Here is a 19356-nt window from a genome sequence, read left to right on the forward strand (position 1 = left end):
GTTACTTCCGCAGCTCGAACGTCGTGGCGCCGACCTTGATCGGAGCGCCGACGATGACGGGGACGGGGGATGCCACGCGCTCGCCGTCGTGCCAGGTGCCGTTCGTCGAGTCCAGGTCCTGCACCATCCACTGCTCACCCCAGAGGACGAGGCGGGCGTGATGGCTCGAGGTGTAGTCGTCGCGGATGACGAGGCCCGACTCGCTGGAGCGGCCGATCGTGAGGGGCTCGCCACCGAGGGGCAGCTCGAGCCCCGCCTTCGGTCCGCTCGTGATGACGATGCGGGACACGGTGTTGACCGTCGCCTTCTGGGGGCCGGTGGGTGCCGCCGGGCGCGTCATGACCGGCGAGACGATGGAGGTCTCGGCGTTGGCCGGGGACGTCGCGACGGGGCCCGCGGCGGCAGGTGCCGGCTCGGGCATCTTGCGCACCTTGACGCCGAACAGGTCGGCGCGCAGCGAGTAGACCACTGCGAAGACGAAGAACCACAGCAGGATCAGGAATCCGATCTGCAGCAGCAGGAGTGTCAGTTCGCTCATGCCTGGCCTCCAAGGTCGAACAAGCGGGTCGCGGGATCCTGCGGCCGCGGGGGGATGCGGGATGCCGCCTGCGCGACGACGCGGAACGTGATGCGCGTGCGGCCGATCGTGACGACGGAGTCCGGCTCGAGGGCGGCCTCCGAGACCTTCTGCCCGTTCAGCTGGGTGCCGTTGGTCGAGCCGAGGTCGCGGACCATCGCGCGTCGACCGTCCCACAGGATCTCGACGTGGCGACGGCTGGTGCCGGCGTCGGGGATCGTGATGTCGGCATCCGTCCCTCGGCCGATCACGGTGCGGCTGCCGGTGAGGCGGTGCTGCGTGCCGTCGATCTCGACGACGCCGTGCCACGAGACCTCCTCGGCCGAGGCGGAGCGCGAGTCGACGCGGACGGTGCCGGTCGTCAGGGACTCGTCGGGGTTGATCGCGAGCGAGACGGGGCCCGCGAAGCTGTACTTCTGCGCCTTGGCGTGGCCCTCGACCAGCTGGACGAGTTCGTCGTGCAGGGTGCGGCCGAGGGCGCCCATGCGTTCGTGGTCGGCGGGGGCGAGCCGGACGACGAGCGTGTTCGGCACGAGGATGCGGTCGCGCGAGACCACAGCGGCCTTCGCATCGAGTTCGGCACGCAGTGCGGAGGCGATCTCGACAGGCTGCACACCGCTGCGGAAGGTCTTCGCGAACGCGCCGTTCACGGCGCGCTCGATTCCCTTCTCGAAGCTGTCAAGTAGTCCCACGGGGCTCCTCAGGCAGTCTGGACCGGTGCTCACATGCTAGTTGTCGACCCTGGCAGGGTCTGGGGAACACAGCTGCGGCCGTTTCTCCGGCGGGCTCGCGCCATGATATCCTCGGAAAGTTGATCCCGTGGCGACACGGGTTCGCGCGAGTGGCGGAATAGGCAGACGCGCTGGCTTCAGGTGCCAGTGCCCGAAAGGGCGTGGGGGTTCAACTCCCCCCTCGCGCACAGACAGTGCGAAACGAAGCCGGTCGGTGGTGAGAACCCCGACCGGCTTCGTCGTTTCCGACGATGCAGCCGGGCTCCTAGGCTCGGACGGTGAACACGTCGCGCGGCCGGATCTGGACCGGCGTCATCCGTGTCGCACCCTACGATCGCGACCACACCGTCGCTATCCGGGCCGCGATCAGCGTCGGCGTCCCGCTGATCGTGCTGTGGTCGATCGGTCGGCTGGACCTCAGCATCTATGCGAGCTTCGGAGCCTTCGCCTCGCTCTACGGCCGCACCGATCGCATCGGCGACCGCGTCCGGATGCAGGTGGCGGCCGGGGCGGTCGTGGTCGCCGCGATGCTCATCGGCACCGCGCTCTCGGTCGCCGACGCGCCGGCTCTGCTCGCGATCGTGGTCGTGGCTGCGGTCGCCTCCGTGGCGACCCTGCTCGCGTATGCGACGCAGTGGCACCCGCCCGGCGCGCTGTTCATCGTGTTCGCGGCCGGGGCCACGGCATCCATCCCTGCAGAAGGCGCGCGTTTCGGTGACGTCCTCGTCGTGGGTCTGGCCGCCGTCTTCTTCTCCCTCACGGTGACCCTCGTCTCCGAAACCGTGACGGGCCGCCGGATCCCCCGTCTCACGCGGACGAAGAACCGGATGCCGGTGGGCGCCGTCGCCGCGGAGATGGCCCTCACGGTCGCGGTCGCGACGGTGCTCGCCGGCGCAGCCGGACTGCTCCTCTTCCACGCCCACTGGTACTGGGCGATGGTGGGCGCGGTCGCCGCGGTGAGCGGCCCGCACGTGAAGGCCCGCGTCATCCGCGGGCTGCAGCGGCTCATCGGCACCCTGCTCGGCGTGCTCGTCGCGGCGGGCATCCTCGCCCTGGGGTTGCCGCCCCTCGCGGTCATCCTCATCGCCGTCGCCTTGCAGGCGTGCGCCGAGCTCTTCGTCGGGCGCAACTACGCGATCGCGATGGTCTTCATCACGCCGCTCGCCCTGCTCATGGTCCAGCTGGCCGCGCCCACCACGGTCGGCGTTCTGCTGACGGACCGAGTGTGGGAGACCGTGGTGGGGATCGTCGCGGGGACCGCCGTCGCCGTGGGCTCTGCGTTCATCCGCGGGCGCCGCCGGCGGGCCTGAGCCCGGATCAGCCCTGGTAGCCGATGAGCCAGGTGACCCCGAAGCGGTCGGTGACTGTTCCGTCGTGGTCGCCCCAGGCGCGCAGCTGCAGATCGTCGACGATCCGGCCTCCGTCGGCCAGCCGGGCGAACCACGTCTCGAGGACGGCCGGCTCCGCAGCCCCCAGCAGGGCGAACATCACTCCGCGCAGCTGCAGCGCTTCGTCCCCGGGCCCACCGTCCGAGGCGAAGAGCGCGACCGGGCCGGTCAGCATCCCGTGGGCGATGAAATCGCCGGGGCCGTCGACGCGCTCGAACTCGGCGAACGTATTCAGCACGAGGTCGCCGCCGAACACCGCCTGATAGAAGGTCAGTGCGTCGCGCGCCGTGCCGGGGAACGTCAGATACGGGGTGAGTCCGGTCATCCGCTCACCGTAGACCGCCGTCACCCGCGTGACCAGAGTGGATCCCGGTGCCCGTCCCTTGATGACGCGCCGATCAGCTCAGCGACAGGAAGAGCTTCTCGAGGTCCGCCATCTGCAGCTCGCCGTCCTCCTCGACGAGGCACTGCTGCATGGCGGCGGCGATCACCACGAACCCGGCCCGATCGATCGCGCTCGACACTGCGGAGAGCTGCGTGACCACCGCGCGGCAGTCGCCGCCCTCCTCGACGGCGGCGATCACGGCGGCGAGCTGGCCCTGCGCGCGCTTGAGGCGGTTCGCGATGCGGCGAACGGCCTCGTCGTCCCGGAGCGCCGTCGACACCGTCAGACCTCCTCGCGCGCCGCGGCCTCGAGGCCGTCGGTCCACGTGAGCCAGCCGCCGTCGAGGTTGCGGACATCGTGCCCCAGCTGCTGCAGCAAGCGGCTCGCGGTGTGCCCACGCTGCCCCACCTTGCAGTGCACGATGAGAGGCGCGTCGGGCAGCTCCGCATGACGCTCGCGGATCTCGTCGAGCGGCAGGAGGACGGCGCCGGGGATCGCTCCGGCCCCGTTCTCCTCGGCTGTGCGGACGTCGACCACGACGGCGCCGGCCGCGCGGGCGGCATCCACTTCGTGCCACTGGATCGTGCGGTCGGCTCCCGTCGCGAGGTTTTCGGCGACGTACCCCGCCATGTTGATCGCGTCCTTCGCCGATCCGTACTGCGGTGCGTACGCGAGTTCGAGCTGGGACAGAGCGGATGCCGTGAGCCCGGCCGTCATGGCGACGGCGAGGACGTCGAGCCGCTTGTCGACGCCGGCTCCGCCGACGATCTGCGCCCCCAGGATCAGGTCGGTCTCGGGGTCGACGAGCAGCTTCATGGCCATCTGTTCGGCGCCCGGGTAGTACGTCGCGTGCGAGAAGGGGTGGGTGTGCACGACGCGGTGCGCCCGGCCCGCCGCGACGAGCCGGCGCTCGCTCCAGCCGACGAGCCCGACCGTGAGGCCGAGGATGCCGACGATCGTCGTCCCGAGCGCGGGGGTCGCGGGTGCGGTGGCGACGCCGGCGATGTCGTCGGCCGCCGCTCGGCCGTGCCGGTTGGCGAGGCCCGCCATGGTGACGAGGGTCGCGGCGCCGTCGAGGTGGTCGGTCTTCTCGACCGCATCGCCCACGGCCCACACGCCCGGGATGTTTGTGCGGTGCCGGTCGTCGACGGCGATGCCGCCGGTCGGGCCGAGGGCGATGCCCGCGGCCTCGGCGATCCGGACGTCGGGACGCACCCCGCGCGCGTCGACGACGAGATCGGCGGGCACGCGGCTGCCGTCGGACAGGACGACGGCGCCGGCCTCGAGGCGCTCGATGGTGGTCCGGGTGCGGACGTCCACTCCGGCGGTCGACAGCGCACGGTGGACAGGCGAGGCCATCTCGGGGTCGAGGGCGCTCAGCACCTGCGCCCCGCGCTGCACGAGGGTGACCTGCGCGCCGCGGTGCGCGAGGTTCTCGACGGCTTCCACGCCGATGAACCCGCCACCGGCCACGACCGTCCGCGGCGTCCGCAGCCCCGCGAGGACCTCGGTGATCGCATCGACGTCGTCGACGCTGCGCAGGGTCGCGACCTGAACGCCCTCGCCCGGGATGCCGCTGGTCGCCGCCGCTCCCATGGCGAGCACGAGGTCGTCGAACGGCTCGTTCCGTTCGGTGCCGGCATCGAGGTCGCGCACCGTGACGACCTTGGACGCGGCGTCGATCGCCGTCACCTCGTGCCGCACGTGCACGCGCAGCGCGAAGCGCGCGCCGAGCGATGCGGGGGTCTGCAGCAGCAGCGACGACCGGTCGGCGATCACGCCGCCGATGTAATAAGGGAGTCCGCAGTTCGCGAAGGAGACGTGCGCGCCGCGCTCGAAGACGACGATCTCCCGCTGTTCGTCGAGACGGCGCAGGCGCGTGGCCGCCGACATCCCTGCCGCGACACCTCCGATGATGATGGTCCGCATGCCTTCACGATACCCCGGGGGGTATCGCTGCGGTCGCCGGATGGGCAGACGCCGGGTGTACGCCCGGCAACGTTTGTGTCACCTTCGCACGTGGGGGGTGACTGCACAGGCTGCGAGGGCTAGGTTGGGGAACGACCGGCGGACGTGTCGCCGGCAACAATCAGTAAGGCAGTTCATGAGCGTCAGCGGTACCGTCAAGTGGTTCAACTCGGAGAAGGGCTTCGGGTTCATCGCTCCCGATGAAGGCGGCGCCGACGTCTTCGCCCACTACTCGGCCATCGAATCGTCGGGCTACCGCTCGCTGGAAGAGAACCAGCGAGTTGAGTTCGACATCGCACAGGGCCCCAAGGGTCTTCAGGCGGAGAACATCCGTCCCCTCTGAGGTTTCACACCTCTTCAGTGAGGAGCAGGCGGCGGAGTTCGACCATCGTGTCGACCGCCGCCTGCGCTCCTTCTGACTCGTGGGGCCAACTGAAGCCCCACCGCACGAAGATCACGGGCACGCCGTTCGCCGCGCCCCCGTCGATGTCGTGATGGCGGTCCCCGATGAGGATCGGTCGGCTCGTGTCGACCCCCATCGAGCGCAGCCGCCGCAGTGACTCCGCCACGATGTCTGCCTTCGAAGCGAGGGTCTTCTCGTCCGGGGTCGCGCCCGCCATCGCTTGCATGTGCTCGGCCAGACCGTAGTGCTCCATCAGCGCGACGACCTGGACCTCCGGCTTCGAGCTCGCCGTCGCCTGCGGGATGCCGGCGGCCGAGATGTCCGCGATGAGCTCCCCGACACCCGGGTAGAGCCGCGTGCGGGCCGTGTACCCGTCCTGCTTGCCGAGTGCGCGGTAGTAGGTGACCGCCTCGGACGCCTGCGCCGGGGTCATCCCCACGTTCTTCTGGAACGAGTCGTACATGGGCGGTCCGATCCAGTGGACCAGTTCCGCGCGCGTCGGGGCGGGGTACCCGAAGTGACTCAGGCAGCGGTCGAGCCGGCTGAGGATGCCGTCTGACGCATCGACGATGGTGCCGTCCACGTCCCAGAGGATGCAGGACCAGGGGGAGCGTGTCGTCATGACCCCAGCCTACGGGGCGGGTCGGAGCGTCCGACGTGGTCACCGCGTTCGGCCGGGAGCCGCGGAGGCGCCGGGTCGGACCCCGGGTCACCGACACGGCGCCACCGCGGTGAGCGGCACGCGAGCCCGAATCCGCGTGCAGCGACGGTGCGCGGTGGTGTGGTGATCTCGTGCTCCCCCCGGAGACGGACCGCCACCGGCGCACCTGCTCGCCGTCCACGGTACGAGCCGTCAGCCGCGGACAGGGCGTCGGAGCCCATTCCCGGACGATCCCGAACGGGCCCGCGGGTAGGCTCGTCGCCGTGCGTCTCGTCATCGCCCGCTGCTCCGTCGACTACACCGGTCGCCTCAACACCCACCTGCCGCCCGCCACCCGCCTCATCATGGTGAAGGCGGACGGCACGGTCGCGTTCCACCGCGACATCCAGCACCAACCGCTCAACTGGATGAGCCCGCCGTGCACGCTGACGGTCATCGAGCCCGGCGAGGACGACGTCGACGTCGTCGAGAAGTGGCGCGTGACGCACGCCAAGTCGGGCGACGAGCTCACCATCCGGATCTACGAGGTGCTGCACGATTCTTCGCACGAGCTCGGCACCGACCCGGGCCTCGTCAAGGACGGTGTCGAGGCCGATCTGCAGCGGCTGCTCGCGGAGCAGGTCGGCGTCATCGGCGAGAACCTGACGCTCGTGCGCCGGGAGTTCCCCACCGCCATCGGACCGGTCGACCTGCTGCTGCGCAACCCCGAGGGCGGCACCGTGGCGGTGGAGGTCAAGCGGCGCGGCGACATCGACGGCGTCGAGCAGCTCACGCGCTACCTCGAACTGCTGGGACGCGACCCGCACCTCGCGCCGGTCACCGGCGTCTTCGCCGCTCAGGAGATCAAGCCGCAGGCGAAGGTCCTGGCGGCGGACCGCGGCATCCGCTGCGTCACCCTCGACTACGACGAGATGAAGGGCATCGAGTCGGGAGCTCCGCGTCTGTTCTGACGCCGCTCAGTGGCTCGTGCCGCGGGTGCCCGGCAGGGGCTTGGCGGCGCCCGAGGCGAACCCCGACGCGGCGACCAGCGCGGCGATGATGAACAGTGTGTTGAGCAGGCCGATGTGCGTGCTGATGACACCCAGGATCGGCGGGCCGCACAGGAACGCGACATAGCCGATGGTCGCGGCGGCGCTCACCCGCGCGGCGGCACGTTCCGGATCGTCCGCCGCGGCCGACATCCCGAGGGGGAAGCCGAGCGAGGCACCGACACCCCAGAGCGCGGCGCCGACGAGGACGAGCGGCAGGTTCGGCGCGAGAATGAACAGCAGGATGCCGAGCACGGCCGTGACGGCGAGCACTCGCAACGTCGCGACGCGGCCGAACCGGTCGACCAGCGGTCCGCCGAAGACGCGGACGACGGTCATGGCGACCGAGAAGACGGTGAGCGCGGTTGCGCCGAGCGCCTCGCCGCCGCGGTGGTCCTCGCTCACCGCGAGCGCCATCCAGTCGTTCGCGCCGCCCTCGGCGAACGCCATGCCGAGCATGACGACGCCCAGAACGTAGGTGCGGGGTTCGCGCCACGCCGACAGAGCAGCCGAGAGGCGGGAGCGCCATCCGCTGGGAGCCGCGTCGGGTGCGCCGAAGTCGCGCTGCGGCACGTAGGCGAAGGCGACGACGGCGAGGACGACGATCGCGACGGCGATCACAGCGGTGTGCGGGAAGACACCGATCCGCGCCCCGGCCACCAGCGCGCCGATGCCGGCGCCGATGACGGTGCCGAGGCTGAAGAAGGCGTGGAACAGCGGCAGGATCGTCTTGCCCACCTCGACCTCGATCGCCGCGCCGTCGACGTTCATGAGCACGTCGAGCGCGCCGTTGCCGAACCCGAAGAGGGCGAGCCCGATGAGGACGAGCAGGAGCGAGGGCGCGACGTCGGTGCCGAGGCCGATGAGGAACAGCCCCACGGCGAGGACCAGCATGACGGTCAGCATCCCGCGACGCGTCCCCATGCGGGCGGCGATGACGGAGGACACCGACAAGCCGAGGATCGACGCGACGCCCATGCCGAGAAGGAGCAGGCCGATCGTCGAGTTCTCAATGCCGAGGGCGGCCTTGATCGAGGGCACCCGCGACGCCCACGTCGCGATGCTCAGCCCGCTGGCGGTGAAGATCGCGAACACGGCCAGGCGCCAGGTCCACAGGCGGGAGGCGGTGAGCTGCAACGTCATGGCGTCACTCTAGCGGGATCTCCGAATCGATTCGAGAATCGGATCCGTGCGGCTACGATCGAAAGATGAGCAGCCGCCGAGCGACGATCTCCGACGTCGCGCGTGAAGCCGGGGTGTCGGCGTCGACGGCATCCGTCGTCTTCAGCGGCAAGGTGTCCGTGTCGGACGCCACCCGCGCCAAGGTGCTCGCGGCGGCCGAGGCGCTCGGGTACACAGGACCCGATCCGCGGGCCGCGTCCCTGCGCACCGGACGTGCCGGCGTCGTCGCCGTGCTCTTCCGCGAGCGCCTCGCGTCCGCGTTCCGCGACCCCGTCACCGCGGCGATGATGGACGGTCTCACCGATGCGCTCGCGCCCATCGGCGCCGGCGTCCTGCTCCTCCACGACGAGGGACCCGTCGAGTCGGCGCCCACGCTCACGACGGCTCCGGTCGACGCCGCGATCCTGCTCGGGTGCAACGAAATCCTGCAGTCCTCGGTCGACGTGCTGGGGCGCCGCGGCATCCCCGTCGTCGTCATCGAGGGCGACGCCGGACCCGACGTGCCGCAGATCCTGCTCGACAACGTCGAGGCCCAGCGCACCGCCGCCGAGCACGTGCGCTCGCTCGGACACGAGCGGGTCGCCCTCGTCACGCTGACGAAGGATGCCACGCGCCCCCGCGGCTTCATCGACGACCCCAGCCGAATCGCCGTCGAGGTCACCCGTGACCGGCTGCGCGGCGCGCGGCAGGTCTACCCCGACGCGCCCGCCTACGCCGTCGGGGCGAGCTCGATTGACGAGGGACTCGCCGCCGGTCGCGTCCTGCTGCAGGGGGAGCGGCCCACGGCGATCATCGCGCAGAGCGACCTGCTCGCCGCCGGCGTCATCCGCGCGGCCGAGGAGGCAGGCCTGCGTGTCCCCGAGGACCTCAGCGTGACGGGTTTCGACGGCATCACGGTCGACGGGCTCGCGCCGTACGTCCTGACGACGCTCGTGCAGGACGCGATCGCGAAGGGGCGCGCCGCGGGCGAGGCCGTCGTCGCGATGCTCGAGGGGCGGGACCCGGCATCCCTCACCCTCACCTGCACATTCCGACGCGGGAACACGACCGGTCCGGTACCCGCCTGACCTGGGAACCCGCCGGGCGCCGGCTGGTCGTCAGCCGGTAGACTGGAGTCCTCGACCCCCGCGAGTGCACAGAGGAGGCCAGGTTGCTGATCCTCCTCGCGGCGTTCGCGCTCGTGCCCCTCCTCCTTCCGGCACTCGTCGCGCGCCTCGGGTCACGCACCTTCCTCGTCGCGGCCGTCGTCCCGATCGCCGCCTTCGTGCACACGGCCTGGCAGACGCCCGCCGTGCTCGCCGGGGATATCCCGTTCGAGACATACACCTGGATCCCGGATCTCGCGGTGCAGGTGTCGATGCGGATGGACGTCCTGTCGTGGGTGATGTCCCTCATCGTCACCGGCGTCGGCGCCCTCGTGATGATCTACTGCCGGTGGTACTTCGCGGGCAAGACCGAGGGCCTCGCGACGTTCTCGGCGGTGCTGCTCGCCTTCGCCGGGGCGATGTACGGGCTCGTGCTGACCGACGACATCGTCGTGCTCATCATGCTGTGGGAGGTCACGAGCGTCCTCTCGTACCTGCTCATCGGCTTCTACCACCGCCGCGGCGCGAGCCGCCGTGCCGCGCTGCAGGCCCTGCTGGTGACGACCCTCGGCGGACTCGTCATGCTCATCGGCGTCGTCATGCTCGTCGTCCTCTACGGCACGACGAGCATCGCGACGATGCTCGAGACCGGCCCGATCTTCGAGGGCGGTCAGGCCGTCGCCTTGGATGCCGCGATCGTGATGCTGCTCGTGGGTGCGCTCAGCAAGTCGGCCATCTTCCCGTTCCACTTCTGGCTGCCCGGCGCCATGGCGGCGCCGACCCCGGTGAGCGCCTACCTGCACGCCGCCGCCATGGTGAAGGCGGGCATCTACCTCATCGCCCGCTTCGCCCCGGCCTTCGCCGACACCGACCCCTGGCGTCCCATCGTCATCGGCCTCGGCGTCTTCACGATGCTCCTCGGCGGGTTCCAGGCGCTGCGGGAGTCCGACCTCAAGCGCATCCTCGCCTTCGGCACCGTCAGCCAGCTCGGCATGCTGACCGTCGTCCTCGGCTACGGCGAACGCAACAGCGCGCTCGCCGGTCTCGCGCTGCTCGTGGGGCACGCCCTCTTCAAGTCGGCGCTGTTCCTCGTCGTCGGCGTCATCGACCGTCAGCTCAGTACCCGTGACATCGCGGAGCTCTCGGGCGTCGGCCGCCAGGCGCCGACACTGGCGACCTTCTCGATCATCGCGATCGCCTCGATGGCGGGGGTCGCCCCGACCGTCGGCTTCGTCGCGAAGGAGGCTGTGCTCACCTCGTTCCTCGAGGGCGGCGCCGAGCCGGCGGCTCTCATCCCGCTCATCGGGATCCTCCTGGGCTCGGCTCTGACAGCGGCGTACGGCATCCGTTTCGTGTGGGGTGCCTTCTGGACGAAGAAAGATGCCGCCGGCGCCCCGCTCGAGCGCACCGAGTGGCCCGACCCGCCGATCGGCTTCCTCGTGGCCCCCGTCGTGCTGAGCGGTCTCACGATGGTCGCCGGCGTCGCGGCGCCGCTGGTCGACGCAGCGATCGCCGGGTACGCCGACGGCATCCCGCTCGAAGAGGGCGGCAAGGAGTACCACCTCGCGCTCTGGCACGGGTGGGAGCCGGCACTGTTCCTCTCGCTCGGCTCGATCGCGCTCGGAGCGCTGCTGTTCTGGTTCACCCAGCGGCGCCCGCTGAAGGCGCGCGTCATGCCGTTCACGGCGAACGACGTCTACAACCTGTCCCTGCGCGGCATCGCCCGCGTCTCGGTCTGGACCACCTCGCTCACCCAGCGCGGCTCGCTGCCGTTCTACGTGGGCACGATCTTCGTCGTGTTCGTCGCGGCGGAGGCCACGGCGCTACTCGCCGGTACGAAATGGCGCATCGCGGTCGACGCGTGGCAGAGCCCGGCCCAGCTGCTGGCAGCTCCGGTCATGATCCTCGCCGGCTTCGTCGCGATCCGCGCCCGCAAGCGCTACACCGGGGTCGTGCTCGTCTCGGTGACGGGGCTCGGCATGGTGCTGCTGTTCGCGACGAGCGGTGCCCCCGACCTCGCGCTCACGCAGATCCTGGTCGAGACCGTGACCCTCGTCGCCTTCGCCCTGGTGCTGCGCCGCATCCCCGCGCGGCTCGGCGACCACAACGCGTCGGTGCTGCCGGTGGTCCGCGCCGTCATCGGCATCGGCGTCGGCGTCACGATGGCGGCGATCGCCCTCATCGCCACGGGGGCCCGCGTCGCCGACCCCGTCTCGGGTCCGTTCCCCGACCTCGCCTACGAGATCGGCCACGGCAAGAACGTCGTCAACGTCACCCTCGTCGACCTCCGCGGCTGGGACACGATGGGGGAGCTCTCGGTGCTCATCCTCGCCGCGACGGGTGTCGCCTCGCTCGTCTTCGTCACGAACCGCTCCGACAGTCGCGTCCTGCCGTCGATGCCGACCAGCACGGGTCGCAGCCGCCGTCCGCTCGTCGAGACGGCCGACGGCCCGCGCCCGCGCTCGACGGCGCCCGGCTCGACCCGGCAGGCCTGGCTCGTCGGCGGGCTGAAGGTCAAGCCCGAGAACCGGTCGCTGCTGCTCGAGGTGATCGTCCGCATCCTCTTCCACTCGATCATCGTCGTGTCGGTCTACCTGCTCTTCGCCGGTCACAACCTGCCCGGCGGCGGCTTCGCGGGCGGCCTCGTCGCCGGCATGGCCCTCGTGATGCGCTACGTGGCGGGCGGGCGGTGGGAGCTCGGCGCCGCCGCGCCGACCGATGCCGGTCGCCTGCTCGGCGCCGGCATGGTCCTCGCGCTCTCGTGCGCGATCGTGCCCCTGTTCTTCGGCGCCGCACCGCTGACCAGCACCTACTGGGAGGCCGAGCTGCCGCTCCTGGGCGAAGTCGAGTTCGTGACCTCGACGATCTTCGACGTCGGCGTCTACCTCGTCGTCATCGGACTCGTCCTCGACGTTCTGCGGTCGCTCGGCGCCGAGGTCGACCGGCAGACGCAGGCGCAGCGGGAGCGGGTGACCGCATGACCGTCTCGCTCGTCCTCGTCATCATCATGGGGGTGCTGTTCGCCGCCGGGGTGTACGCGATGCTCGAGCGCAGCCTCACGCGCGTCCTCATCGGCTTCCTGCTGCTCGGCAACGCCGCCAACCTCTTCCTGCTCGTCGTCATGGGCGCCCCGGGTGTCGCGCCCTTCTACGGCAGCGCCGGTGAGGGGGAGTCCTTCAGCGACCCGCTGCCGCAGGCGCTCTCGTTGACCGCCATCGTCATCACGTTCGCGATCTCGTCCTTCCTGCTCGCCCTCATCTACCGCTCCTGGCAGCTCGGTCAGGCCGACACCGTCACCGACGACGAGGCCGACCGCGAGGTGCGCGAGCGCGGCGCCCGCGACGAGGAGACGATGGACGACGAGATCACGGACGAGGACGACGACGCCACGACCGACTTCATCGGGACGGAGACCTCGCCCATCGTGATCCTCCACGCGCAGGACATCGCCGAACTGCGCGACGACGCCCCGACGGACACCCCGGGAGGCCCGCGATGACCGCGCTCGTCCCCCTCCTGGTCACCCTGCCGCTGCTCGGCGCGGGGATCGCGCTGATCTTCGGCCGGCGTCGCCGCGTGCAGGTGGGCGTCTCGATCGTGACCCTCACGGTCGCCGCCGCCGTCGCGGCCGTGCTGCTGTACTACGTGGATGTGAGCGGGATGCCGCTGGCGGTGTCGGTCGGCGGGTGGCCGATCCCGTTCGGCATCGTGCTGTACGTCGACCGTCTCGCGGCGCTGCTCGTGCTCGTCTCGAGCATCGTGCTGCTCGCGGTCCTGCTCTTCTCGGTCGGCCAGGGTGCGGCCGACGGCGACGAGGAGACGCCGGTCTCGATCTTCCACCCGTCGTACCTGATCCTCGCGGCGGGCATCTTCAACGCGTTCATCGCGGGCGACCTTTTCAACCTCTACGTCGGGTTCGAGATCCTGCTGGTCGCGTCGTACGTGCTCATCACGCTCGGATCCACCGAGTCCCGCATCCGCACCGGCGTCGTCTACATCGTCGTGTCGCTCGTCTCGTCGATCCTCTTCCTCGCCGCGATCGCCGCCATCTACGGCGCGCTCGGCACCGTGAACATGGCCCAGCTGGCCGACCGGATGGGGGAGCTCCCCGACGAGGTGCAGCTCGTCCTCCACCTGATGCTGCTGCTCGCCTTCAGCATCAAGGCGGCGGTCTTCCCGCTGTCGTTCTGGCTGCCCGACTCGTACCCGACCGCGCCGGCGCCGGTCACGGCGGTGTTCGCGGGCCTGCTGACGAAGGTCGGCGTCTACGCGATGATCCGCACCGAGACGCAGATCTTCCGAGAGAACGACGTCAACCAGCTGCTGCTGATCGTGGCGCTCGCGACGATGGTGGTCGGCATCCTGGGCGCCGTCGCGCAGGCCGAGCTCAAACGCATCCTGTCGTTCACACTCGTCAGCCACATCGGTTACATGGTCTTCGGACTTGCGATCGCGACACCGGAATCCCTCGGCGCCACGATCTACTACATGGTCCACCACATCGTCGTGCAGACCACCCTGTTCCTCGCGGTCGGGCTCGTGGAACGCCGGGCGGGGTCCACGTCGATCCTCAAGGTGAAGGGGCTCATGAAGGCGGCGCCGGTGCTCGCCGTCCTCTACTTCATCCCCGCCATCAACCTCGGCGGTCTGCCGCCGTTCTCGGGCTTCATCGGCAAGTACGCGCTGTTCAACGCGGCCGCCGAGGTCGGCACGCCGATCATGTACGCGCTCATCGTCGCGGGCATCGTGACCTCGCTGCTGACGCTCCTGGCGCTGATGCGCGCGTGGAACCTCGCGTTCTGGCGCGAGGAGGAGGACCACACCGAGGAGTCCGGTGTCGTCGACCGCATCTCGTACCTGGGCGACGCCCCCGCCGCCGGAGTGCAGACCGAGCGCCGCGTGATCCCGCGCATCATGACCGCCTCCACGGCGGGCATGGTGGCCGTCACCGTGGCGCTGACCCTCTTCGCCGGCCCGCTCTACAACCTCTGCGCGAGCATCGGCGCGGCGCTTCCCTACCCCGTGAGCCTCACCCAGCTGCAGGACGAGGTGAACGATGGGAACTGACGTCAAGCGCAGCGCGCTGACCGGGATCTGGCGGCAGCTGCCGTTCTTCCTCTGGCTCATCGCACTCTGGATGCTGCTGTGGGGTCAGTTCACCGTGCTCGCCTTCCTCACCGGGACCGTCGTCGCCGTGTTCGTGACGAGCGTCTTCCGTCTGCCGCCCGTCGAGCTGTCCGGTCGCCTCAACCCGTGGTGGCTGCTCGTCTTCCTCGTGCAGTTCCTCGGAGCCGTCGTGAAGGGCTCGCTCGTCGTGGCGTGGCAGGTCGTCCGGCCTGGCCGGCAGCCGGGCGTTTCGGTCGTCGCGGTGCCGCTCGTGACCGACGACGACCTGATCATGGCCCACGTCGGGGTCACGGCATCCCTCATCCCCGGTTCGCTCGTCCTCGAGACCGACCGCGACCGCCGCATCCTCTACCTGCACGTCCTCGGCGCCGCGACGGATGCCGAGGTCGACGCGCAGCGGCGGATGGTGCAGCGCTGGGAGGCGCGGATCGTGCGGGCCGTCGGCTCGCCCGCCCAGCTCGAGGCGGTCCGTTCGTCGGGCGCCGGCGGCGGCGAGATCCGCACCCGCGTGAAGGAGGAGCGCTCGTGACCACCGTCCTCATCGTCGTCATCTGCGCCGTCTTCGGTGTCGCCGCCCTGCTCACGGTCTGGCGGATCATCGTCGGGCCCTCGATCCTCGACCGCGCCGTCGCCTCCGACGTCCTGCTGACGCTCCTCATCTGCGCGCTCGGCGCCGAGATGGCGATCAACCACCACACGCGGACGCTTCCCGTGCTGCTGATCGTCGCGGCGGTCGGCGTGTTCGGGTCGGTCTCGATCGCGCGGTTCGTCGCCCGCCGGGACGGAGCCGAGCGATGACCGAGATCCTGCACGTCGTGTCGCTCGTCCTCATCCTCGTGGGGGCGCTCCTGTGCCTGACGGCCGCGATCGGACTGCTGCGCTTCCGCGACGTGCCGACCCGCCTGCACGCGGCGACCAAGCCGCAGGTGCTCGGGCTCCTGCTGATCGCCATCGCGGTGGGGATCGAGCTGCAGTCGTGGGCGGTCGTCGCCTTCCTCGTGCCGGTGCTCGTCATCCAGTTCGCGACGGCGCCGCTGTCGGCCCACATGGTCGGGCGCCAGGCGTACCGCAACGGCACGATCGACCGGCGGACCCTGCACGTCGACGAGCTCGCCGACGCGAAGGAGACCCCGCCCGGCGCGGGCGGCTGATTCTCAGCCGATCAGGCTCGGCTGCAGGTCGCGCATCGTCCGCCGGAACGTCATGCGCGTGACCCCGGCGACGGCGAGCAGCAGGGCGCCGACGAGCCACGTCGCGAGCACCGCGGCATCCGCCCAGGCGCGGCCGGCGACACCGCCGTACATGACCTGCCGCATCGCGTCGACGACGTACCCCATCGGCAGCACGTGGTGCAGGGCCGCCAGCGGCGCCGGCAGCGTCTGCCACGGGAACGTGCCGCCGGCGGTCACGAGCTGCAGCACCATCAGCACGAGACCCAGGAACTGCCCGACCGACCCCAGCCACACGTTCAGCGCGAGGATGATGGCGGCGAAGGTGGCCGACGCGAGCAGCAGGATGCCGAGGGTCGGCAGCGGATGCGTGAACGAGAAGCCGAGCGCGATCGACAGCACGCCGAACAGCGTCGCCATCTGCACCGCGCCGAGGGCGGCCGGCGTCAGCCATCCCGCGATCGCGACGCGGACGGGGGAGCGGAGTGCGGTCACCGCGCGACGGGACACGGGCTTCACGATGAGGAACAGCGCGTAGATGCCGATCCACCCGGCGAGGGCGGCGAAGAACGGGGCGAGTCCGGCGCCGTAGTTCTGGGCCTGGGTGAGCGAGTCCTCGGCGACACCCACCGGGTCGGCGAGGGTCGCCGCCTGCGCGGCACGGGTCTTCGCGCTGTCGTCGGGCAGCTTCTCGGCGCCCGCCTGCAGGGCGTCGCGGAGCGTGCCCGCACCGTCCTCGAGTCGGTGGATGCCGGTGGCCAGCGAGTGCGCGCCGGTGTCGAGTTCGTGGGCCCCGGCATCCGCCGTCGCGATGCCGTCGGCGAGGGTGTGGGCTCCCGTCGATGCCGTCGCCGCCCCCTTCGCGAGCGTCGAGCTGCCGGCGGCCACCTGGGACGCGCCGTCGTCGAGCGCGTCGATCTGCGAGACGGCCTGCTGCACCCGGGTGTCGAGGTCGTCGACGCGGGTGCCGATGGGGTCGAGCACGTCCAGCACCTTCGCGATCTGCGCGTCGTCGAGTCCCTGGTCGGTCAGCGCGCTCGTGAGGTCGCTGCGGAGGGTGGGGACGGCGGAACTCACCTGGTCGGCGGCCGATCCGACGCGGTCGGCGACGCTGCGGAGTTTCGCGGTGCCGCCCGAGACCTGTGCGGCGCCGGAGGAGAGCGAGCGCAGTCCGTCGGCGAGCGTGTCGACACCCGACGCGAGTTTCGTCGCCCCGCCCTCGAGCTTCGTCGTGCCTGCGGCCAGGGTGCTCGCGCCGTCCGCGAGGGTGTCGGCACCGTCGCCGGCTGTCGTGAGGCCGTCGGTCAGGGTGCCGGCGCCGTCGGCGGCGTCGAGGAGCTTCACGCGCACGGTGTTCAGCGCGTCGAGCATCGTCAGGCCGGCTTCGCGGACGACCTTCTCGCTCACGGTCGTGCGGATGCGTTCGACCGCCTGCGTGCCGATCGTCGAGGCGAGGTAGTTGTTGGCGTCGTTCGTCGTCAGGTCGATCTCGGCCTGACGCGGGTCCGCCGACGAGATCGAGGCGACGGCTGCGGTGAAGTCGGCGGGCAGGGTGACGGCGAAGTCGAACGCGCCGTCATCGAGGCCGCGGCGGGCACCGGCGGCATCCACTTCGTGCCAGTCGAAGCTGCCGTCCTCGAGCAGCGAGTCGGCGACCTCGTCGCCGAGGTTTCGGGCGCTGCCGTTGAGCGTCGCGCCCTCGTCGCTGACGACCAGCGCGACCGGTACCTGCGACAGGTTGCCGTACGGGTCCTGGTTCGCCCACAGGTAAAGCCCGCCGTAGAGGACGGGCACGAGGATCAGGGCGATGAGCGCGATCACCCGCATGCGGGTGGAGGTGAGCCGCCGCAGCTCGGCGGCGAACAGGGCGGGGATCTTCACGGACGGAGGCCTCTGGTCGAAGGGCGAGCGGTGACGGATGCCGCGCCACGGCGCGCGCGGCGAAGCCCGGCGCCGGCGCGGATCCGCGGCCGACCGACGTGCGCGGGCGCCGTCGGCGCGCTCGGCGTGAGCGCGCTCGCCGCGGCCGTCCCGGCGATGACGAGCACGGCGAAGCCGCGGGCGGCGAACTCCTCGGCGATCCGCTGCCAGTGCACGGGATCGCCGCCGTGGCGGTCGGGCGAGACAAGGACGAGAGCCTCGATGCCGCGGCGGAGCGCCGCGAGTTCGAGCAGCATGCGGATGCGGTCGTCCGCCGGGACCTGACCGAACGGTGTGCGGGCGAGGTGGCGCCAGCCGTGGTCATCGAGCCAGTGCCGGGCCGACAGGGGATCGGCGCGACGCCCCGCGAACATCAGCTCCTCCTCGACGACACCGACGACGGCGACATCGGGGGCCGGGTCGTTGACCTCGGGGGCGTCGACGAGCGCGGCGACGCGGCGGAGCCGACGGGCGCCGCGGTGTCCGCCGAGGGTCACCGTGCCGGCATCCGGACGCATCCGTCCCGTCGCGATGAGACCGAGCACCGAGGGGCGCTGCTCCGTCTCGGCGGTGGCGAGGGTGACACGTCCCGTCTCGAGGACGAGCGAGGTGGGGGGCAGGATGCCGCCGTCCTTGCCCTTCGCGACGGCGTCGAGGGCGATCCTCATGCGCGCGCCTCCGCGAGCACGGCGTCGGCCTCACGCCACCCGAGCCCCGCGACACCGAGGATCGCGCGGACGGCCACACCGGCGGCATCCGGTCGACTCGAATCCAGCCGCGTGATGACGGTGCGTGCCGCCTCTTCGACGAGGCGCGCGACCGTCGTGACGTGCAGGTCGCCGCGGAGGGTGCCCTCGCAGCGGCCGCGGTCGACGATCTCGAGCACGCGGCGACGGACCGGCGTGAGGATGGCCGCGGTCTCGCCGACGTGGGAATCGTCGAGCGCGACGGCGGCGGCGAACTGCACGTGCGCGGCGCCGTCCCAGAGGGCGAGGGCCAGCCGGGCGAGGGCGAGCGGCGCAGGGCCGTCGTCGTCGACCGTGTCGGCGATGGCGTTGAAGCGCTCGGCGCCGGCGTGGATCATCTCGCGGATGAGCGCGTCGCGATCGTCGAAGTGGCTGTAGAGGGCGCGGCGGCTGAGGCCCGCGGCACGCGCGATCGTGTCGACGGAGGCGTTCGGGTCGGCCGCCAGGGTCTGTGCCGCAGCCGTGAGGAGGCCGGCGCGGTTGGCGACGGCGTCACGACGGATGCGGCGGGGAGCGGGGGAGTCGGTCACGAAGCCAGTGTAATTATCGTGCACACGTGTGTGCAAGATAATTCGGCGAACGCACAGCGGGCGCTTGATGTAACCGTTTACCGGCGATAGCGCCCTGCGCCCTGCGTCCTCGACATCGGGCTCGGGGCGGGACGCGTCGTCGTGGCTGCGGCGGACCTGCCGTGCCTGCCGCAAATCTGGGATGCGCTCCTCGCACGACTCGGTGCGCAGCCCCGCATCCGGATCACGTCCGACAGTCGCGGCGTCGTCGTGGTGCCGTGCCGCACCCCCGACGACGTCGAGGTCGTGCACGTGATCAACGTCTCGCCGTGGGACACCGCCGTCGCGCTCGAACAGGACGGCCGGCCGCTGACCGACGAGCCGTTCGCGCTCGCGCGGCGCAGCGGGACGTGGCTCGTCCGCCGCCCGGGCGAGACCCGTGCCCGGGTCGCGTACCGCGCGCCGCGGGCCTGAGGC

21 protein-coding genes and 1 tRNA gene are annotated in these 19356 nt (G+C 71.1%); 12 read left to right on the forward strand and 10 right to left on the reverse strand.

All coding sequences use genetic code 11. From position 1 onward, the window contains the following. Position 1: 1 nt before the first annotated feature. Both AYL44_RS08450 and AYL44_RS08455 read right to left on the reverse strand, forming a co-directional pair. The gene (locus AYL44_RS08450; protein ID WP_064002827.1) at positions 2 to 538 is read right to left on the reverse strand and encodes an FHA domain-containing protein FhaB/FipA; all 537 of its coding nucleotides are present in this window, start codon (positions 536 to 538) and stop codon (positions 2 to 4) included. Beyond that, a complete protein-coding gene (locus tag AYL44_RS08455; RefSeq protein WP_064002828.1) occupies positions 535 to 1269 on the reverse strand; it encodes an FhaA domain-containing protein in 735 nt (244 codons plus the stop codon). The genes AYL44_RS08450 and AYL44_RS08455 overlap by 4 nt, the downstream gene beginning before the upstream one ends. Before the next feature lie 143 nt (positions 1270 to 1412). On the opposite strand from AYL44_RS08455, the gene AYL44_RS08460 reads away from it, so the two are divergent. After that, positions 1413 to 1496: transfer RNA gene (locus tag AYL44_RS08460), tRNA-Leu, on the forward strand. 90 nt (positions 1497 to 1586) lie between these two features. After that, the gene (locus AYL44_RS08465; RefSeq protein WP_064002829.1) at positions 1587 to 2618 is read left to right on the forward strand and encodes an FUSC family protein; all 1032 of its coding nucleotides are present in this window, start codon (positions 1587 to 1589) and stop codon (positions 2616 to 2618) included. Positions 2619 to 2625: 7 nt separating this feature from the next. On the opposite strand, the gene AYL44_RS08470 is transcribed toward AYL44_RS08465, so the two are convergent. From AYL44_RS08470 to AYL44_RS08480, 3 genes are all read right to left on the reverse strand, one after another. Beyond that, positions 2626 to 3021 carry a VOC family protein gene (locus AYL44_RS08470; RefSeq protein WP_064002921.1) on the reverse strand — a complete coding sequence of 132 codons (396 nt, stop codon included), beginning with the start codon at positions 3019 to 3021 and terminating at the stop codon, positions 2626 to 2628. Between the two features lie 73 nt (positions 3022 to 3094). After that, positions 3095 to 3361 (reverse strand): metal-sensitive transcriptional regulator, encoded by a 267-nt coding sequence (locus AYL44_RS08475; RefSeq protein ID WP_064002830.1) that lies wholly within the window; start codon positions 3359 to 3361, stop codon positions 3095 to 3097. 2 nt (positions 3362 to 3363) lie between these two features. Then, on the reverse strand, positions 3364 to 5010 hold the full coding sequence (locus AYL44_RS08480) for an FAD-dependent oxidoreductase (protein WP_064002831.1): 1647 nt from the start codon (positions 5008 to 5010) through the stop codon (positions 3364 to 3366). Between the two features lie 175 nt (positions 5011 to 5185). On the opposite strand from AYL44_RS08480, the gene AYL44_RS08485 reads away from it, so the two are divergent. Then, positions 5186 to 5392, forward strand: a complete 207-nt coding sequence (locus tag AYL44_RS08485) for a cold-shock protein (RefSeq protein WP_064002832.1) — start codon at positions 5186 to 5188, stop codon at positions 5390 to 5392. Between the two features lie 4 nt (positions 5393 to 5396). Here AYL44_RS08485 and AYL44_RS08490 read toward each other — a convergent pair whose 3' ends face one another. Beyond that, entirely contained in the window at positions 5397 to 6074 is a 678-nt protein-coding gene (locus AYL44_RS08490; RefSeq protein ID WP_064002833.1) for an HAD hydrolase-like protein, read from the reverse strand. 302 nt (positions 6075 to 6376) lie between these two features. On the opposite strand from AYL44_RS08490, the gene nucS reads away from it, so the two are divergent. Beyond that, the gene (gene nucS, locus AYL44_RS08495; RefSeq protein WP_064002834.1) at positions 6377 to 7063 is read left to right on the forward strand and encodes an endonuclease NucS; all 687 of its coding nucleotides are present in this window, start codon (positions 6377 to 6379) and stop codon (positions 7061 to 7063) included. Between the two features lie 6 nt (positions 7064 to 7069). On the opposite strand, the gene AYL44_RS08500 is transcribed toward nucS, so the two are convergent. Next, a complete protein-coding gene (locus AYL44_RS08500) occupies positions 7070 to 8284 on the reverse strand; it encodes an MFS transporter (protein ID WP_064002835.1) in 1215 nt (404 codons plus the stop codon). Positions 8285 to 8349: 65 nt separating this feature from the next. Here AYL44_RS08500 and AYL44_RS08505 point away from each other — a divergent pair, with 65 nt between their 5' ends. The 7 genes from AYL44_RS08505 to mnhG all read left to right on the forward strand — a co-directional run bounded on the left by AYL44_RS08505 (position 8350) and on the right by mnhG (position 15686). Continuing rightward, a complete protein-coding gene (locus AYL44_RS08505; RefSeq protein ID WP_064002836.1) occupies positions 8350 to 9390 on the forward strand; it encodes a LacI family DNA-binding transcriptional regulator in 1041 nt (346 codons plus the stop codon). Positions 9391 to 9473: 83 nt separating this feature from the next. Beyond that, a complete protein-coding gene (locus AYL44_RS08510; protein ID WP_064002837.1) occupies positions 9474 to 12389 on the forward strand; it encodes a Na+/H+ antiporter subunit A in 2916 nt (971 codons plus the stop codon). Beyond that, positions 12386 to 12907 carry a Na(+)/H(+) antiporter subunit C gene (locus AYL44_RS08515; protein WP_064002838.1) on the forward strand — a complete coding sequence of 174 codons (522 nt, stop codon included), beginning with the start codon at positions 12386 to 12388 and terminating at the stop codon, positions 12905 to 12907. Before AYL44_RS08510 ends, AYL44_RS08515 begins: the two co-directional genes overlap by 4 nt. Next, positions 12904 to 14475: a Na+/H+ antiporter subunit D gene (locus AYL44_RS08520; RefSeq protein WP_064002839.1), complete on the forward strand. Its 1572-nt coding sequence runs from the start codon at positions 12904 to 12906 to the stop codon at positions 14473 to 14475. The genes AYL44_RS08515 and AYL44_RS08520 overlap by 4 nt, the downstream gene beginning before the upstream one ends. Further along, a complete protein-coding gene (locus tag AYL44_RS08525) occupies positions 14465 to 15064 on the forward strand; it encodes a Na+/H+ antiporter subunit E (protein ID WP_064002840.1) in 600 nt (199 codons plus the stop codon). The genes AYL44_RS08520 and AYL44_RS08525 overlap by 11 nt, the downstream gene beginning before the upstream one ends. Next, positions 15061 to 15333, forward strand: coding sequence for a monovalent cation/H+ antiporter complex subunit F (locus AYL44_RS08530; protein ID WP_064002841.1), 273 nt, complete (start codon positions 15061 to 15063; stop codon positions 15331 to 15333). The genes AYL44_RS08525 and AYL44_RS08530 overlap by 4 nt, the downstream gene beginning before the upstream one ends. Continuing rightward, positions 15330 to 15686: a monovalent cation/H(+) antiporter subunit G gene (gene mnhG, locus AYL44_RS08535; RefSeq protein WP_064002842.1), complete on the forward strand. Its 357-nt coding sequence runs from the start codon at positions 15330 to 15332 to the stop codon at positions 15684 to 15686. The genes AYL44_RS08530 and mnhG overlap by 4 nt, the downstream gene beginning before the upstream one ends. Positions 15687 to 15689: 3 nt before the next feature. On the opposite strand, the gene AYL44_RS08540 is transcribed toward mnhG, so the two are convergent. The 3 genes from AYL44_RS08540 to AYL44_RS08550 are packed head-to-tail and all read right to left on the reverse strand — an operon-like array spanning position 15690 to position 18900. After that, a complete protein-coding gene (locus AYL44_RS08540) occupies positions 15690 to 17585 on the reverse strand; it encodes a YhgE/Pip domain-containing protein (protein ID WP_064002843.1) in 1896 nt (631 codons plus the stop codon). After that, on the reverse strand, positions 17582 to 18292 hold the full coding sequence (locus tag AYL44_RS08545) for a hypothetical protein (RefSeq protein ID WP_064002844.1): 711 nt from the start codon (positions 18290 to 18292) through the stop codon (positions 17582 to 17584). The genes AYL44_RS08540 and AYL44_RS08545 overlap by 4 nt, the downstream gene beginning before the upstream one ends. After that, complete coding sequence (locus AYL44_RS08550; protein ID WP_064002845.1) at positions 18289 to 18900, reverse strand: TetR/AcrR family transcriptional regulator; 612 nt, start codon at positions 18898 to 18900, stop codon at positions 18289 to 18291. The genes AYL44_RS08545 and AYL44_RS08550 overlap by 4 nt, the downstream gene beginning before the upstream one ends. 141 nt (positions 18901 to 19041) lie before the next feature. Here AYL44_RS08550 and AYL44_RS08555 point away from each other — a divergent pair, with 141 nt between their 5' ends. Beyond that, entirely contained in the window at positions 19042 to 19353 is a 312-nt protein-coding gene (locus AYL44_RS08555; RefSeq protein ID WP_064002846.1) for a hypothetical protein, read from the forward strand. Positions 19354 to 19356: the final 3 nt, after the last annotated feature.

The organism is Microbacterium oleivorans (assembly GCF_001644225.1).
Lineage (GTDB): Bacteria > Actinomycetota > Actinomycetes > Actinomycetales > Microbacteriaceae > Microbacterium > Microbacterium gawkjiense.

What these genes read in the sequence shown, in the direction of transcription:
- AYL44_RS08450 (WP_064002827.1), bottom strand. Translation starts at nt 538, where the DNA reads ATGAGCGAACTGACACTCCTGCTGCTGCAGATCGGATTCCTGATCCTG.
- AYL44_RS08470 (WP_064002921.1), bottom strand. Translation starts at nt 3,021, where the DNA reads ATGACCGGACTCACCCCGTATCTGACGTTCCCCGGCACGGCGCGCGAC.
- AYL44_RS08480 (WP_064002831.1), bottom strand. Translation starts at nt 5,010, where the DNA reads ATGCGGACCATCATCATCGGAGGTGTCGCGGCAGGGATGTCGGCGGCC.
- AYL44_RS08485 (WP_064002832.1), top strand. Translation starts at nt 5,186, where the DNA reads ATGAGCGTCAGCGGTACCGTCAAGTGGTTCAACTCGGAGAAGGGCTTC.
- AYL44_RS08490 (WP_064002833.1), bottom strand. Translation starts at nt 6,074, where the DNA reads ATGACGACACGCTCCCCCTGGTCCTGCATCCTCTGGGACGTGGACGGC.
- AYL44_RS08500 (WP_064002835.1), bottom strand. Translation starts at nt 8,284, where the DNA reads ATGACGTTGCAGCTCACCGCCTCCCGCCTGTGGACCTGGCGCCTGGCC.
- AYL44_RS08505 (WP_064002836.1), top strand. Translation starts at nt 8,350, where the DNA reads ATGAGCAGCCGCCGAGCGACGATCTCCGACGTCGCGCGTGAAGCCGGG.
- AYL44_RS08515 (WP_064002838.1), top strand. Translation starts at nt 12,386, where the DNA reads ATGACCGTCTCGCTCGTCCTCGTCATCATCATGGGGGTGCTGTTCGCC.
- AYL44_RS08520 (WP_064002839.1), top strand. Translation starts at nt 12,904, where the DNA reads ATGACCGCGCTCGTCCCCCTCCTGGTCACCCTGCCGCTGCTCGGCGCG.
- AYL44_RS08525 (WP_064002840.1), top strand. Translation starts at nt 14,465, where the DNA reads ATGGGAACTGACGTCAAGCGCAGCGCGCTGACCGGGATCTGGCGGCAG.
- mnhG (WP_064002842.1), top strand. Translation starts at nt 15,330, where the DNA reads ATGACCGAGATCCTGCACGTCGTGTCGCTCGTCCTCATCCTCGTGGGG.
- AYL44_RS08545 (WP_064002844.1), bottom strand. Translation starts at nt 18,292, where the DNA reads ATGAGGATCGCCCTCGACGCCGTCGCGAAGGGCAAGGACGGCGGCATC.